The organism is Candidatus Ulvibacter alkanivorans, from assembly GCF_003333325.1.
Taxonomy (GTDB): Bacteria; Bacteroidota; Bacteroidia; order Flavobacteriales; family Flavobacteriaceae; genus Ulvibacter_A; species Ulvibacter_A alkanivorans.
In genome coordinates this window covers 64,589-79,495 of the sequence record NZ_QOLC01000082.1, presented here as the reverse complement: position 1 = coordinate 79,495, position 14,907 = coordinate 64,589, and the positions used below count along the sequence as shown (strand labels likewise).

Sequence of the window (14,907 nt, the reverse complement as noted above, 5' to 3'; positions counted from 1 at the left end):
TCACCTGTGGTGGTGAGCAACGGCAAAGATACAATTTAATTATAGTTTGTGACAAAGTGGCAGACTTCTTTTTCATACATTTGAAGTAATAACCGCAAAAAACCACCTTGATGGAACCAACCCTTTTTAGAAAGATCGCAAATGCGCCAAAACCCGATTTTGGCGACATCCTTACCCGTAGCTTCGAATTGTTTAAGAAAGTTTGGCAAGAATGTCTTAAACATGGGTTGATCACCATAGCAGTTGCAATTCCTATTATCATTTTGGTTTATGCGCCCTTTGCACCAATGTATATCGAAATGATAGACGCCTCGATCAATGGGCATTATTACGAGCCGGAACTGGATTTTTCGCCTGTGTTGATCGTAGTGTATATAATTGTGATCTTTTTGGTCACATTTTTAATGCAAGTCGTGAGTTTGGCTATCACTGCTCATTTTTATAAGGTATGTCAACGTGAAGATACCGGGCAACCTATAGAAGTTGGGGGTTATTTTACTTATATGAGATCCTATTTTGGAAAAATGTTGTTATTGTCTTTGGCTACTATGGGGATCGCATTAGCGGCCGCCCTGCTATGTTACCTCCCCATTTTTTATGTAATGGTTCCCTTACAATTGATCGCACCTATTTTTGCGTTCAATAAAAAGTTGTCGGCAGGAGCAATTATTCGTGCCAGTTTCAAATTAGGGAATCGGTTTTGGCTTATCATTTTCGGACTGATCATTTTGTCGTCCATTATTGCTCAATTAGGAATATTGGTTTGTTTTATTGGCGTTTTTGTTACCGCATTTTTCGTGCATATACCTATGTATTACCTATATAAAGACACCATAGGATTCGAGAACGATACAGTGCCAACAGACTTGAATCAGGGTTAAGATCTATTTTTCGCTTAGCGCCTTGTTTATTTCTGAAAGGGCTTCGGTTTCGTCGCCCCATCCAATAATTTCGACAGGGTCTAACGGATTGTAATTTGTAAACCAAAGTTCGATTATTTGAAGCATTCCGGGATATTTTTCTGAAAGCTCGAGAAAAGAATTCGCTGTAATGGTTTGTAATTTTTCTTCGGAAGGAATACAGATCACCTTATAATCACGTTCTCCATTATCTGTAAGTTTCAAAATACCTATAGGTTTTGCCGTCACTACCGAACCACTATACAGCCGTTCACATAATACAAGTGCATCTAAGGCGTCGCCGTCACCTCCCGTTCGAGGATTTGAAAAGGTACCGGGAATAAATCCGTAGTTTCCAATATATGGCAGATAAGCGATACTTCGCTGCTTTCCATCTAGTAGTGGTGCTTTAAAACTATTTGAAGCAGCGTTGTATTCTATCTTTTTGTTAGTGCCTGCGGGAATTTCAACCACCACGTGCACGATGGTATTCTTTTTAGCGTAGGTGGGATAATCGGCTATAGAACTACAACTTTGAAATAGAACTGCGCATAGCAGGAACAACGTTATTGCCCAACCCTTATGTTTCAGAAAAGCAAAAAAATGTTTCATGGATGAGATGCGCTAAAAATATAGGTACTGTAATTTCCTGATATTTCATAAATTATATAGTTAACAGAAGCTTAAATTTTAGGGTTTGAAATTCAGTATAAAAAAAATCACATACTTTTGTAGCCCAAACAAAATCGAATATGGCAAAGAATTTAGTGATAGTGGAGTCACCTGCGAAGGCAAAAACCATTGAAAAATTTCTAGGAAAAGATTTCAAGGTTGCATCTAGCTTTGGGCATATAGCCGATCTGCCTTCTAAGGAGTTGGGTGTTGATGTTGAGGGTGATTTTACCCCTAAATATACTGTGTCCTCCGATAAGAAAAGCTTGGTAAAAGAGCTCAAACAACTTTCTAAAAAAGCAGATACTGTATGGCTGGCGAGTGATGAAGATAGAGAAGGAGAGGCCATTGCTTGGCACTTGGCCGAGGAATTGGATCTGGATGAAGAAAAGACCAAACGTATCGTTTTCCACGAGATCACCAAGTCGGCAATATTAAAAGCAATTGAGAATCCGCGTAAGATCGATTATAATTTGGTAAATGCGCAGCAGGCCAGACGTGTTTTAGACCGTTTGGTGGGCTACGAACTATCTCCGGTCTTGTGGCGAAAAGTAAAAGGAGGGCTTTCTGCCGGACGTGTGCAAAGTGTGGCGGTTCGACTTATTGTAGAACGCGAAAGAGACATAGAGGCCTTTACACCGGTTGGCTCATATCGTATCGATGCCGAGTTTACCACTGCCGACGGCAGTAAATTTAAAGCCAAACTACCTAAGAATTTTGATACCGAGGAAGCAGCACGTGAATTCCTTCAAAAGAATATAGGAGCTTCTTATACGATTGCCGACCTAACTAAAAAACCGGCTAAAAAATCACCCGCTCCGCCATTTACAACCTCTACCTTACAGCAGGAAGCTTCACGTAAGTTGTATTTTTCCGTAGGAAAAACCATGACCATTGCACAACGCTTGTATGAGGCGGGACGTATTACCTATATGAGAACCGACAGTGTAAACCTGTCGAACGACGCCAAAGCGGCTGCTCAAAAAGAGATCGAATCTTCGTACGGCGCTTCGTATAGCAAACCAAGAAACTATAAAGGCAAGTCGAAAGGAGCCCAAGAAGCCCATGAGGCAATACGACCTACCGATATGTCTGTTCATACCATAGAAGGCGATAGGGACCAAGCGCGATTGTATGACCTTATTTGGAAACGGACCCTCGCATCACAAATGAGTGATGCACAATTAGAACGCACCAATGTAAAGATTGGAATACATGCTTCGGAAACTCTTGCCGAACAATTTACAGCCAACGGAGAAATGATAAAGTTCGATGGTTTCTTAAAAGTGTATTTGGAAGGAACCGATTTTGAAGATGAAGAACAAGACGGAATGCTGCCAAATTTGAAGAAGAACGATACTTTATCGAACGAATACATAACCGCAACCCAACGTTTTACGCGTCCGCCGTATCGATATACAGAAGCTTCGCTGGTAAAACAATTGGAAGAATTAGGCATTGGGCGACCATCTACCTATGCACCAACTATTTCTACCATTATAAATAGGAACTATGTTGAAAAAGGTACTGTTGAAGGTACCGAGCGATCGTATTTGCAAATGACCTTAGATGGAGGCTCACTAAAAGAAAAAGAACTCACCGAAACCGTTGGAAGTGATAAAGGGAAGTTGGTGCCTACCGACATCGGACTTATTGTGAACGATTTTTTAGTGGATCATTTCGAGAATATTCTAGATTACAACTTTACCGCTAAAGTTGAGGCCGATTTTGATGATATAGCAGAAGGGAAAGAGGAGTGGACACAGATGATGAAAGACTTCTACGCAAAGTTTCATCCGCGTGTGGAAGATGTGCAAGAAAATGCCGATCGCGAAAGTGGCGAACGTATTTTAGGTGAAGATCCTGAAACAGGAAAACCGGTCTTAGTGCGATTAGGAAAGTATGGACCTATGGCACAAATAGGAGCGCCCGAAGATGAAGAGAAGAAGTTTGCGAGCTTACGTCCCGACCAGCAATTGCATTTAGTAACCTATGAGGAAGTAATGGACCTGTTCAAGCTTCCGAAGACATTAGGCGTATACGACAACGAAGAAGTTGAGGTGAACAATGGACGTTATGGGCCTTATGTTCGCTTCGGAAAGAAATTTATCTCCCTTCCAAAAGGGATGGACCCATTAGACGTTGATATGGCATATGCCAAAGAGTTGATAGAAGCAAAGAAAAAAGCCGATGCACCTATATATATGTATGAAGGATTGCCGGTTCAAAAAGGGAAAGGTAGATTTGGTCCATTTATTAAGTGGAACAATATGTTTATTAATGTGAACAAGAAATATGATTTCGATAATCTTTCCGAAGAAGACATTGAAGAATTGATCGAACTTAAAAAGCAAAAGGAGATCGATAAATTGATCAACGAATGGCCCGAAGAAGGAATACGATTAGAGAAAGCACGTTGGGGAAGATTTAATCTTATTAAAGGTAAAACAAAAGTAGAATTGCCTAAGAGCACAAAAGCCGATAAGATTACCTTAGAAGATGCCAAAGACCTGCTTGCCAAAAAAGGGCCAAAGAAAAAAACGACCCGTAAAAAAAAATCGACTGCTAAGAAAAAATAATGATTGAATTTCTGTCCCCGGTTGCCAAATCGGTACTTGCCCATAAGGAGGTGCTGCCGGCTGGCGTATTAGGAAAACAAATTGAGATCCACAACACGGCTGGTGATCTGCCAGATCTAAAAGGCGTAAAATTTGCCCTCTTAGGCGTACGTGAAAATAGGAACGATGTTAATTATATAGGTGACACGCTCTCTTTCGATGCATTTCGAAAAGCGTTGTATGCATTATATCCCGGAAACTGGTCGCATCGTATTGTAGATCTTGGTGATATTGAACCGGGAGAAACTGTAGAAGACACCTATTTTGCATTCAAAACCGTTACCGATGCGTTGCTGCGTAAAAACATAATTCCACTTATATTAGGCGGTAGTCAAGATCTGTTATATGCACAATACCGTGCCTACGACTCGATGGAGAAGATGGTGAATTTGGTAAATGTTGACACCCGTTTCGATCTGGGGGATGCCGAGAAACCCATTACGAATAAGTCGTACGTTGGAAAGATAATCGTAGACAAGCCTTATAACCTGTTTAATTATAGTACACTTGGGTACCAGTCATTCTTTAATGCGCCACAGGAAATTTCATTAATGGACAAACTGTACTTCGATGCCTATCGCTTGGGAGAGGTCACGGCCGATATTTCGGTGACGGAGCCTATTTTGCGTAATGCAGATATAGTGGCGTTGGACATTTCAGCAATAAAAAGCTCAGAAATCAGTTATAGAAATAATGAAAGTCCAAATGGCTTCGATGGAAGAGAGATATGTGCTATAGCACGTTATGCGGGTATAAGTAACAGAGTGAGCTCGTTTGGGATCTACGAATTAAGAGATTTTAGCGAGGTGAAGAGTGCAGCAATGTTGGTTGCTCAGGTGCTGTGGTATTTTGTAGAAGGCGTGAATTTTAGGGTTGCCGATGAAGATTTTGATAATGAAGAACTCTATACTACCTACCAAGTGCCGGTAGAAGATGAAATATTAGTGTTTAAAAAGAGCAATAAAACCGGAAGATGGTGGATAGAATTGCCTTTTATTTCAAATGTTAATAATAAATTAAAAAGACGAACGTTATTACCTTGCACTTATGGCGAATATTTGGGTGCGACAAATCAGGAAATTCCTGAACGGTGGTACAAAGCCCGCCGGAAAAACGAAGTATAATCAAACGAACTAAGTAAAACCAAGGTTTAAGGGTTTTTTAAGAAAATTGTTGTTTTTTTAAAATTTTATAAATAGGTTTACGCCCTTGAATCTCGAAAATTTAACCTAAATACCTATGAAGAAGTTTATTGCATTAACTGCGATTGTTGCCTTTTTGTTCAGTTGTAACTCTGGAGACAGAGGTGAATTGGTAGGAGCAAAAGGTAAGAAATGGTATCCTGAAAAGCCTTATGGTATGACACTTGTACCGGGTGGGGCTTTCATCATGGGTAAATCTGACGACGATTTTGTTGCCGTCAACGATGCGCCAACAAAAACTGTTACGGTTCGTTCCTTCTATATGGACGAGACCGAAATTACCAATGCTGAATACCGTCAGTTTGTAAATTGGGTGCGGGACTCTACCGTACGATTAAAACTTGCGATCCTTGCCGACGAAGTAGGAGCTACACCGGGAGACGGTGGTATTGGCGAATTTGCCTTTGTGGATCAGGAGAACGAAGAAATGACCCCATACGAACAGTATATGTACGATAACTACTTCGGAATGGGAGAAGATTTCTACGCCGGTAGAAAGATCAATAACGATGTGGACCTAATTTGGGACACTTCTGAATATCCCGATGAATACTATTCTGAAGTAATGGATACCATGTACATCCCTGCCGAAGAGGCGTATAACGGGCAACGTACCATCGACGTAGAAAAATTGAAGTTCCAGTACACTTATATGGACATTCAAGCTGCTGCGCGTGACAAATCTAAGCGAAGAAAAGACTTTATAAAGAAAGAAGAAGTTAATATCTATCCCGACACTACCGTTTGGATCAAGGATTTTAATTATTCGTATAATGAACCAATGCACAATGATTACTTCTGGCATGAAGCCTATGGTGATTACCCGGTAGTTGGGGTTAGTTGGAAGCAAGCGAAAGCTTTTTGTGCATGGAGAACCCTTTACAAGAATGCGTACCAGAAGTCGAGAAGACGTCAGCATGTAAATTCATTCAGACTTCCTGGAGAGGCCGAATGGGAATATGCAGCGCGTGGTGGTCTCGAATCTGCTACCTATCCTTGGGGTGGTCCTTACGCTAAGAATGACCGTGGTTGTTTCTTAGCGAACTTTAAGCCATTACGTGGTGACTATGCTGCAGATCAAGCCCTATACACTGTAGAGGCCGATGCATACGAGCCCAATGACTATAACTTGTATAATATGGCCGGAAACGTAAGTGAGTGGGTAGACTCATCCTACGATCCAGCATCTTATGAATATACTTCTACGATGAACCCGAACGTAAACGACGATACCAATATGCGTAAAGTAGTTCGTGGAGGTTCTTGGAAAGACGTTGCTTATTTTCTTCAGGTGAGTACTCGTGACTACGAGTATGCAGATTCTGCCAGAAGCTATATTGGCTTTAGAACCGTACAGGATTATATGGGAACCGACGTAGTATTGAACGAAAAGTTCGGTGACGCCCGATAAACCCTTCAGAAAAAATAGCGCATAAACGCAACCTAAATTAAACTTAACTAAACTAAATTATTGTATTATGGCACAATCAAGATCATCAAAGAAATTATTTAATATGGCCTACGGGCTTGGAGCTTCTATCGTAATTTTAGGAGCCTTATTTAAAATCCTTCACTGGGAATTAGGTCCCCTAAACGGAGGATTGTTATTGGCCATCGGTCTTATTACCGAAGCTATCATTTTCGCGATATCTGCATTCGAGCCGGTAGATGACGACTTGGATTGGTCATTGGTATACCCAGAGTTGGCAGGTGGAGCTTCTAAAGGTAAAAAAGCCGAGCAACCTAAAGATGCAGAAGGATTACTTTCTAAGAAATTAGACGAGATGCTAAAAGATGCTCGTATCGATTCAGAATTAATGAACAGCCTTAGCACAAGCATCCGTTCTTTCGAAGGAGCTGCAAAAGGAATGGCACCTACTGCCGAAGCTATGAACTCTACCAAGAAATATAGCGAAGAAATGGCACTAGCGGCTGCACAAATGGAATCATTGAACAGCTTATATAAAGTACAAGTAGAATCTACTAGCCGTCAAACGGAAGTGAACGAGCGCGTTGCTGAAAATGCAGAACAACTTAAACAGCAAATGGAGCACTTGGCAACCAACCTTTCTTCATTGAATGGAGTTTACGGAGGTATGCTATCTGCAATGAACAGAAACTAATTTCCTATTAGACACACTTTTATAAACACAAAAAAACTAAAAGAACATGGCTAAAGGAAGTTTATCCCCCAGACAAAAGATGATTAACCTAATGTATTTGGTTTTCATCGCGATGCTGGCACTAAATATGTCTAAGGAAGTCTTATCGGCTTTCGGACTTTTAAATGAGAGATTATCAGAATCTAACACGGCAACCGAAGCGCGAAACGAAGCGTTCATGGAAAGTCTTGCTACAAAAGCAGCCGAACAACCTGAACAGTACGGAGATGTCAAGCAAAAAGCTGATCAAATTAGTCAGCTATCTACCGAATTCAGTAGTTATATCGCCAATATAAAAAGCGATATGATGGCGACTGTAAAGGAAGATGAAAAAACAGATTACGAAGTTCAGGATAAGCCCGATTATCTAGATCGAACTTTCTTCCAAGGTGATAATTTATCGCCGGAAGGAAAAGAGTTTGTAGCTAAGATTGATACGTATCGTGAAGGTGTATTAGAAATTATTGGGGATGATCCAAGATTTCAAAATATTGCCGCAGACGTTCAATCCAAGTTTGAAACTCAGCCTGAAACGCGTCGTGATGGTGTTGAAGTGCCTTGGTTGAATTATCACTTTGAAGGTTTTCCATTGGTGGCATCTAGAACAAAGATGACACAGATGCAAAACGATGTTAAAACAACCGAAAGTGAAATTCTGTCTACAATGTTAGCAGGTCAACAAGCTGCTGCACTGTCTTTTACACAATACAATACTTTATTAGAAGCGTCTAAATCGGCGTACTATTCAGGAGAGCCTTTTGAAGGTGGAATTGTACTAGGGCGTAAAGATCCTAATACACGACCTAATCGTGTTGAGTTAACGTTAGACGGAAGACCGTTAACCGAAGATCAGTACACCATAGAAAGTGGTAAAGTAAAATTGAACATAAATGCTGGAAGTCCTGGTGACCATAAAATTGAAGGAAATTTAATTTTCTTACAGGATGGAGAGGAAGTTGAAATACCTGTAAGTACAGGGTTCTCAACAATTTCTAAACCAAATTCTGCTGTGATCTCTGCAGACAAGATGAACGTGGTATACCGTGGAGTTGATAACCCAATGACAGTGTCTATCCCTGGAATTCCTGATAACAAGGTGAGTGCACGAGCAACAGGGCTAAGTCAAGTCTCTGGTAGTAAGTATGTAATGCGCCCCGGAACGGGTCGTGAGGTAACTATTACCGCAAGCGGTACATTGCCTGATGGACAAAATATTAGCACACCGGCTGTTTTCCGTATCAAGGATATTCCTGCACCGGTAGGAGCCATTCGTGGGGAAACCGGAATTGTAAGAATGCAGCGCCAAGGTCTTGAAATTTCAACCGTAAGCGCCGTGTTACCTGATTTCGACTTTGATGTGAATCTAAATGTTACCGGATTTAGCTTTAAAGTGTCAGGACAACCAACTGTGCGTGTAAATGGTACACGATTAGACAATGCAGCTAAAGGTGCATTGCGTAGAGCAGGTCGAGGAGATGCTGTGCAGATCTTCGATATTAATGCCAAAGTACAGGGAAGTAATGTAATACTTAAGAAAACTTCTCCTGTAATTATTGAGTTAACAAATTAAGATTAAAACCTAATTTATGAATTTGAGAAATGTTGTTTTATGTGGTGTTGGTCTGTTGTTAGGATCATTCGGTGCGCAAGCACAATTGAATGTCCTAAACGCCAAGACCCCTGAGGAGATAGGCAAAAAGACTGAAGCCCAAATTGCCTACGACAATGATGAGCCGCTACCTTACGGGTATACGGATGAGCGTGATGTGTTGTGGTCTAAAACTACATGGGAGATCATCGATCTGGATGAGCGTGTAAACTTCCCATTGTATTACCCTATCGACACCAACAACATTGGTTCAACTCGTCGTTCGCTTTACGATGTTTTGGTTACTAATATCCAAAACGGAACTATTGAACATGTGTATGCCGATTCTTACTTTACAGAGAAGCGTACATTAGACGACCTGTCTGCATCATTGGTATATAGTGATACAACCGACCTTGGTATCGAGCAATTAAATGCCGAAGGTACCGTAGATCCACAGTACATTAGAAAGTTTAACTTAGATGCCGGTGATATCGAAGAATGGCGCGTAAGAGGTATTTGGTACCTGGACAAACGTCAAGGTGAATTGAAGTATCGTCTTCTCGGACTCTGCCCTGTGGCGAACGAAGCTCGCTCTAAGGCATTCCCAGACGATAATATCGATTCTAAAGTTGAATTGTTCTGGGTATGGTTCCCGGGTGCACGGGAGGTATTGCACAATGCAAAAGCGTTTAACCGCAAGAACACCTCCCAACCTATCTCATTCGATCACTTGTTGAACTCAAGACGTTTCCACGGGGTGGTATACAAGGAAGACAACGTACAAGGCGACCGTGCTGTAAACGAATACATAAACGACAACGCTTTAATGCAATTGTTAGAGTCAGACAGAATCAAAGAACAGATCCGTAATATTGAAATGGATCTCTGGAACTACTAATTGTTTTAAAATAATCCAATAAAAATCCTCCTATATCAGGAGGATTTTTTAGTTCATACCGTTTCCAGGTCGAAACCTTCCCACTATCTTTGTGCCGTATGACAACCGATTATCTTATTGTTGGCCTCGGAATTGCCGGGCTTCACTTCTGCGAACAGCTGGAAGCGCATAAAAAGCGTTTTATAGCGATCGATAACGACGGTGTGGCTGCAACAAAGGTTTCTGGGGGTGTCTACAACCCTGTGGTCTTAAAACGCTTTACAGCAGCTTGGAATGCCTCTAAACACATAGATGCTGCCGTTGGTCGCTATTCCGAACTTGAAAAAAAGCTTGAAACATCATTGCTTCGCTCCGTGCCGGTCTATCGCATCTTTAAAAGTATAGAAGAACAGAACGATTGGATGGTGGCCAGCGATAAACAAGAGTTATCTCGTTTTTTGGCTTCGGAAGTTGTACCTAACACTTTCAGAAATGTAAAAGCTCCTTTTGGCTTCGGAAAGGTCCTGGGAAGTGGCAAAATTGACCCTTCAAAACTGCTTGCTGCTTACAAGCGGTACCTAACCCAAAAAAAAGCATTGCGAACTGAAACATTTCAATACGAATTGCTTCAAACACAAGACGGAAGCTTTCAGTATAAAGATATCAAGGCCCACCGAATTATTTTTTCTGAAGGCGCTGCCGCACATTTAAATCCGTACTTTCCGAAGCAATACTTAATACCTAACAAAGGAGAATATTTGATTGTTCACGCGCCCCAATTAGATCTAGACGTTATCTTAAAAGGTCCTATGTTCGTGATACCATTAGGAAATAACAACTACAAAGTGGGAGCGACCTATAGCCGGGATGATCTGTCAACCCATCCAACACAGGAAGCCAAAGAAGAGATCGTAGCTAAATTACAAGCTATGATCGACTGTGATTTTACAGTAGTTGAGCAAATCGCCGGCGTACGACCAACCACACCCGATAGAAAACCGTTGTTGGGATCCTTGGCAGCTACACCGGGAATGTACTTTTTCAATGGGTTGGGAACAAGAGGCATCATGAACGCCCCAACCTTGGCAGAACAATTGTACCGCCATATTGAGCATAACGAAACCCTTTCCGAAGAAATCGATATCCGTAGATTTTACTAAGTTTAAAGTAGCTTCTTAACTAACCTTACTCTTATCGAACTTAAAAAAGAAATTGATCCAAATATTTCTGGCAAGTCGTGTGATTATAGGCAAGCATAGGATCATCACGGCGATGATAATTAGAAAAGTGCTAAGCAAAGAAAAGTTCAGCATCCAATAAGAGATCACAAAAGCGGCAAAGGCAAACGCGATTCCCACCGGATAACTTACGTACATGGCCCCGTAAAAGAAGGACGGTTCAATCTTGAATTTGGTGTCGCAGTTAGGGCAGCGCTCATGCATTTTCAAGGTCTCAGAAAGTTGGTACGGATTCGAATTCTTATACATTCCGGCACTATGGCAAACAGGGCAGGTACTGGTAAAAATACTATAGAGCTTACTTCCTTTCATCGCATTTTTTTTGCTCCACAAATTTAGGCATCTTTGCAAAAATTTTCTGCCTAGACCATGCTAAATATTCATAATCTTTCTGTCTCCTTTCAAGGGGAATATCTCTTCGAAAAAATTACGTTCCAATTGGGCGGAGGAACGCGCGTCGGACTTGTTGGAAAGAACGGAGCGGGCAAATCTACTTTGCTTAAGATCATTGCCGGCGAACAAGAATACGACGAAGGGCAGATCGCGACCGATAAGGAAGTTTCTATAGGTTTCTTAAAGCAAGATATCGATTTTGTAAAAGGCAGAACGGTCTTAGAAGAAGCCTATGAGGCGTTTACAGAGATCAAAAAACTGGAGCACCGACTTGAAGAGATCAACACTCAATTGGCAGAGCGTACCGATTACGAGAGCGAAGGTTATAATCAGTTAATGATCGATCTTAACGATATACAACATCAATACGAGATCTTAGGAGGGTATAATTATCAAGGTGAGACCGAACGCATATTGCAGGGGTTAGGGTTCAAGCGAGAAGATTTTAATATGTCGACCGATACTTTTTCGGGAGGTTGGCGCATGCGAATTGAATTGGCAAAACTACTCTTGCAAAACAATGATATTCTCTTGCTGGATGAGCCTACCAATCACTTAGACATCGAGTCGATCTTATGGTTGGAAGAGTTTCTTCAAAATTATGCCGGCGCGGTTGTGGTGGTGTCTCACGATAAGATGTTCTTAGATCATGTGACCAATCGTACTATTGAGATTTCCCTCGGAAAAATATACGATTACAACAAACCGTATTCTAAATATTTGGTCCAACGACGTGAATTGCGTGAGCAGCAATTGGCTTCTCAAAAAAACCAACAAAAGCAGATCGAACAAACCGAAAAGCTAATTGAAAAATTTAGAGCCAAGGCAAGTAAAGCGAGTATGGCCCAGTCGCTCATTAAAAAGCTGGACAAGATAGATCGCATTGAAGTGGATGAGGATGACAACAGTGTAATGTCGTTGCACTTTCCCGTTTCGGTAGTGCCCGGAAAAGTGGTGATCGAAGCCGAAAAGGTCTCGAAGAGCTATGGCGATAATCACGTGTTGCAAGATGTTAATTTACGAGTAGACCGAGAAAGTAAGATCGCCTTTGTGGGACAGAATGGTCAAGGGAAGTCGACCTTGGCAAAGATCATTGTTGGTGAGATCGAGCATCAAGGCAAATTAACGCTAGGGCATAATGTAGAGATTGGTTATTTTGCGCAAAACCAGGCCGATTATCTAGACGGTTCTAAAACGGTTGAGGATACCATGCTGGATGCAGCCGATGCGAAAACACGGCCGAGAGTTCGAGATATTCTAGGGGCTTTTTTGTTTCGAGGCGAAGAGGTCGATAAATATGTTCGCGTACTTTCAGGAGGCGAGCGAAACCGTTTGGCCTTGGCAAAATTACTGTTGCAGCCCTTTAATGTGCTGGTCATGGATGAGCCCACCAACCACTTGGATATTAAATCGAAGAATGTCCTAAAAGATGCATTAAAGCGCTTTGAAGGTACCTTGATTCTGGTCTCTCACGACCGTGACTTTTTACAAGGATTAAGCAATAAGGTGTACGAGTTTAAAGACCGAAAGATCAAGGAATATTTAGGAGATATCGATTATTTCTTGGAACAGCGAAACCTTCAAAGTTTACGAGAGGCAGAAAAGCGAACTGTAGCCGCAAAAACTTCCGAAGCAAAGAAAAATGAAACCTCCGGGAAACAATCGTATGAGGATCAGAAAAAAATAAAATCGCTCACCAATAAGCTTAGTAAAATAGAAACTTCAATAGGTAAGCTAGAACGTGAGATCAAGGCGATCGATGTCGAACTTTCTATCAACTACGATGAGACCATCGCACAACCTAATTTTTTCGACTCCTACAATGCCAAAAAACAAGAATTGGAAGATCTTATGAAAGACTGGGAGCATACTTCAGAAAAAATTGAACGTATAAGCTAGTTTGAACTTTTTAAGAGCGTTCTAGATTTTTATTTTTACGTTAGGATTACCTTCGATGGTTACTTTGAGCAATACACTGTTACAGCTTTATTTTTAAGATAAAATTAACGGTTCTCGATTAAACGCACCTTAATTTTGGCAGTCTAAGTTTTTACAACCAATACGATGCGAAAAGTAATACTTTATGTGCTTGCAGCGCTATTGTTGGTGGGTGCTTTTTTTGGAGCACGCGCTATAATAGACAGCAAAGAGCAACCCGAAACAAAAATACAAAAGACGGTAAAAACTGTATTTGTAGATACCGTTCAAAACACAACAGTCCCGATTACTATTCCGGCCAGTGGTAATTTAGTTGCCAAACAACGTGTTGAACTCTTTGCGGAAGTTCAAGGAGTGTTTCGCTATAGTTCGGAGCCTTTTAAAACGGGACAGCGCTATCGTAAAGGACAAACCCTTATAAAAATAGATGCCCAGGAATATGCCGCCACGGTGCAATCGGCTAAAAGTGATTTGTACAATCAGATCATTGCGATCATGCCCGATCTACGGTTGGATTACCCTGAAGTGTTTCCAAAATGGCAAGAATACCTCAATTCGTTCGATATTAACAGCACGGTACCACCACTTCCGGAAGCGACTTCCGAAAAGGAGCGATTTTTTATAAATGGAAGGGGCATTAACACCGCATATTTTAATATTAAGAATTTAGAACAACGATTAGTCAAGTATCGCATTGTGGCACCTTTCGACGGAGTGTTGACCGAAGCATTGGTCACCGAGGGAACCTTAATTCGGAATGGGCAAAAACTAGGTGAGTTTATCGACCCGGAAGTGTATGAGCTGCAAGTGGCATTAGCAAAGGAGTACGCCGATCTATTGGAGGTGGGCGAGAAGGTACAGTTGACCAATAACAAGGGTACTGAAACCTATCAAGGTAGTGTGAGCCGTGTAAATGCCAGGATCGATCAAGCGACACAAACCGTAAGTGTTTTTATAGAAGTTACCGATGCCTCATTAAAAGAGGGAATGTATTTGCAAGCCGATCTTGCGGCTAAAGAAGAGACGAACGCCATATTGATCGATCGAAGTCTTGTGAACGACCGCAACGAGATATTTGTTGTAAAAGATAGTACCCTAAGAACCTTGGCAGTAGACCCTGTCTATTTTTCTGATAAAAAAGCAGTGATAAAAGGTGTGCCCAACGGTGAAGTTATCTTATCAAGGACTGTTTCTGGTGCTTACGACGGTATGTTGGTAAAGATCGCAAATGCGTCCGGAACTACAACCGATCCTACTAAGCAGGAATCATCGAACACCACGTCACCTTCTTCTACAACTACGGAAAACCAATAGTCC

At 41.4% G+C, this 14,907-nt stretch carries 12 protein-coding genes; 10 read left to right on the top strand and 2 right to left on the bottom strand.

Annotated features, from left to right (window positions below; all coding sequences use genetic code 11):
• Positions 1–110 precede the first annotated feature (110 nt).
• Complete coding sequence (locus DWA30_RS08190) at positions 111–881, top strand: hypothetical protein (RefSeq protein WP_114492053.1); 771 nt, start codon at positions 111–113, stop codon at positions 879–881.
• 3 nt (positions 882–884) lie between these two features.
• Here DWA30_RS08190 and DWA30_RS08185 read toward each other — a convergent pair whose 3' ends face one another.
• The gene (locus tag DWA30_RS08185; protein WP_114492052.1) at positions 885–1,511 is read right to left on the bottom strand and encodes an inorganic diphosphatase; all 627 of its coding nucleotides are present in this window, start codon (positions 1,509–1,511) and stop codon (positions 885–887) included.
• Between the two features lie 140 nt (positions 1,512–1,651).
• Between DWA30_RS08185 and topA the strand changes: the two genes are divergently transcribed.
• From topA to DWA30_RS08150, 7 genes are all read left to right on the top strand, one after another.
• Positions 1,652–4,150, top strand: coding sequence for a type I DNA topoisomerase (gene topA, locus DWA30_RS08180; protein ID WP_114492051.1), 2,499 nt, complete (start codon positions 1,652–1,654; stop codon positions 4,148–4,150).
• Positions 4,147–5,313: a formimidoylglutamase gene (locus DWA30_RS08175; RefSeq protein WP_168421757.1), complete on the top strand. Its 1,167-nt coding sequence runs from the start codon at positions 4,147–4,149 to the stop codon at positions 5,311–5,313. The genes topA and DWA30_RS08175 overlap by 4 nt, the downstream gene beginning before the upstream one ends.
• 115 nt (positions 5,314–5,428) lie before the next feature.
• On the top strand, positions 5,429–6,802 hold the full coding sequence (gene porK, locus DWA30_RS08170) for a T9SS ring complex lipoprotein PorK/GldK (RefSeq protein WP_114492049.1): 1,374 nt from the start codon (positions 5,429–5,431) through the stop codon (positions 6,800–6,802).
• Between the two features lie 67 nt (positions 6,803–6,869).
• The gene (porL, locus tag DWA30_RS08165) at positions 6,870–7,514 is read left to right on the top strand and encodes a type IX secretion system motor protein PorL/GldL (protein ID WP_114492048.1); all 645 of its coding nucleotides are present in this window, start codon (positions 6,870–6,872) and stop codon (positions 7,512–7,514) included.
• A gap of 46 nt (positions 7,515–7,560) precedes the next feature.
• Positions 7,561–9,123, top strand: a complete 1,563-nt coding sequence (gene porM, locus DWA30_RS08160) for a type IX secretion system motor protein PorM/GldM (protein ID WP_114492047.1) — start codon at positions 7,561–7,563, stop codon at positions 9,121–9,123.
• Between the two features lie 16 nt (positions 9,124–9,139).
• Entirely contained in the window at positions 9,140–10,042 is a 903-nt protein-coding gene (porN, locus tag DWA30_RS08155) for a type IX secretion system ring subunit PorN/GldN (RefSeq protein WP_114492046.1), read from the top strand.
• A gap of 98 nt (positions 10,043–10,140) precedes the next feature.
• Positions 10,141–11,181: an NAD(P)/FAD-dependent oxidoreductase gene (locus DWA30_RS08150; protein ID WP_114492045.1), complete on the top strand. Its 1,041-nt coding sequence runs from the start codon at positions 10,141–10,143 to the stop codon at positions 11,179–11,181.
• Positions 11,182–11,196: 15 nt separating this feature from the next.
• On the opposite strand, the gene DWA30_RS08145 is transcribed toward DWA30_RS08150, so the two are convergent.
• Positions 11,197–11,571, bottom strand: a complete 375-nt coding sequence (locus DWA30_RS08145; protein WP_114492104.1) for a DUF983 domain-containing protein — start codon at positions 11,569–11,571, stop codon at positions 11,197–11,199.
• A gap of 57 nt (positions 11,572–11,628) precedes the next feature.
• Here DWA30_RS08145 and DWA30_RS08140 point away from each other — a divergent pair, with 57 nt between their 5' ends.
• On the top strand, positions 11,629–13,551 hold the full coding sequence (locus tag DWA30_RS08140; protein WP_114492044.1) for an ABC-F family ATP-binding cassette domain-containing protein: 1,923 nt from the start codon (positions 11,629–11,631) through the stop codon (positions 13,549–13,551).
• A gap of 165 nt (positions 13,552–13,716) precedes the next feature.
• On the top strand, positions 13,717–14,904 hold the full coding sequence (locus tag DWA30_RS08135) for an efflux RND transporter periplasmic adaptor subunit (protein WP_114492043.1): 1,188 nt from the start codon (positions 13,717–13,719) through the stop codon (positions 14,902–14,904).
• Positions 14,905–14,907: the final 3 nt, after the last annotated feature.

What these genes read in the sequence shown, in the direction of transcription:
- DWA30_RS08135 (WP_114492043.1), top strand. Translation starts at nt 13,717, where the DNA reads ATGCGAAAAGTAATACTTTATGTGCTTGCAGCGCTATTGTTGGTGGGT.
- DWA30_RS08190 (WP_114492053.1), top strand. Translation starts at nt 111, where the DNA reads ATGGAACCAACCCTTTTTAGAAAGATCGCAAATGCGCCAAAACCCGAT.
- porK (WP_114492049.1), top strand. Translation starts at nt 5,429, where the DNA reads ATGAAGAAGTTTATTGCATTAACTGCGATTGTTGCCTTTTTGTTCAGT.
- DWA30_RS08150 (WP_114492045.1), top strand. Translation starts at nt 10,141, where the DNA reads ATGACAACCGATTATCTTATTGTTGGCCTCGGAATTGCCGGGCTTCAC.
- DWA30_RS08185 (WP_114492052.1), bottom strand. Translation starts at nt 1,511, where the DNA reads ATGAAACATTTTTTTGCTTTTCTGAAACATAAGGGTTGGGCAATAACG.
- DWA30_RS08145 (WP_114492104.1), bottom strand. Translation starts at nt 11,571, where the DNA reads ATGAAAGGAAGTAAGCTCTATAGTATTTTTACCAGTACCTGCCCTGTT.
- DWA30_RS08140 (WP_114492044.1), top strand. Translation starts at nt 11,629, where the DNA reads ATGCTAAATATTCATAATCTTTCTGTCTCCTTTCAAGGGGAATATCTC.
- porN (WP_114492046.1), top strand. Translation starts at nt 9,140, where the DNA reads ATGAATTTGAGAAATGTTGTTTTATGTGGTGTTGGTCTGTTGTTAGGA.
- porL (WP_114492048.1), top strand. Translation starts at nt 6,870, where the DNA reads ATGGCACAATCAAGATCATCAAAGAAATTATTTAATATGGCCTACGGG.
- porM (WP_114492047.1), top strand. Translation starts at nt 7,561, where the DNA reads ATGGCTAAAGGAAGTTTATCCCCCAGACAAAAGATGATTAACCTAATG.
- topA (WP_114492051.1), top strand. Translation starts at nt 1,652, where the DNA reads ATGGCAAAGAATTTAGTGATAGTGGAGTCACCTGCGAAGGCAAAAACC.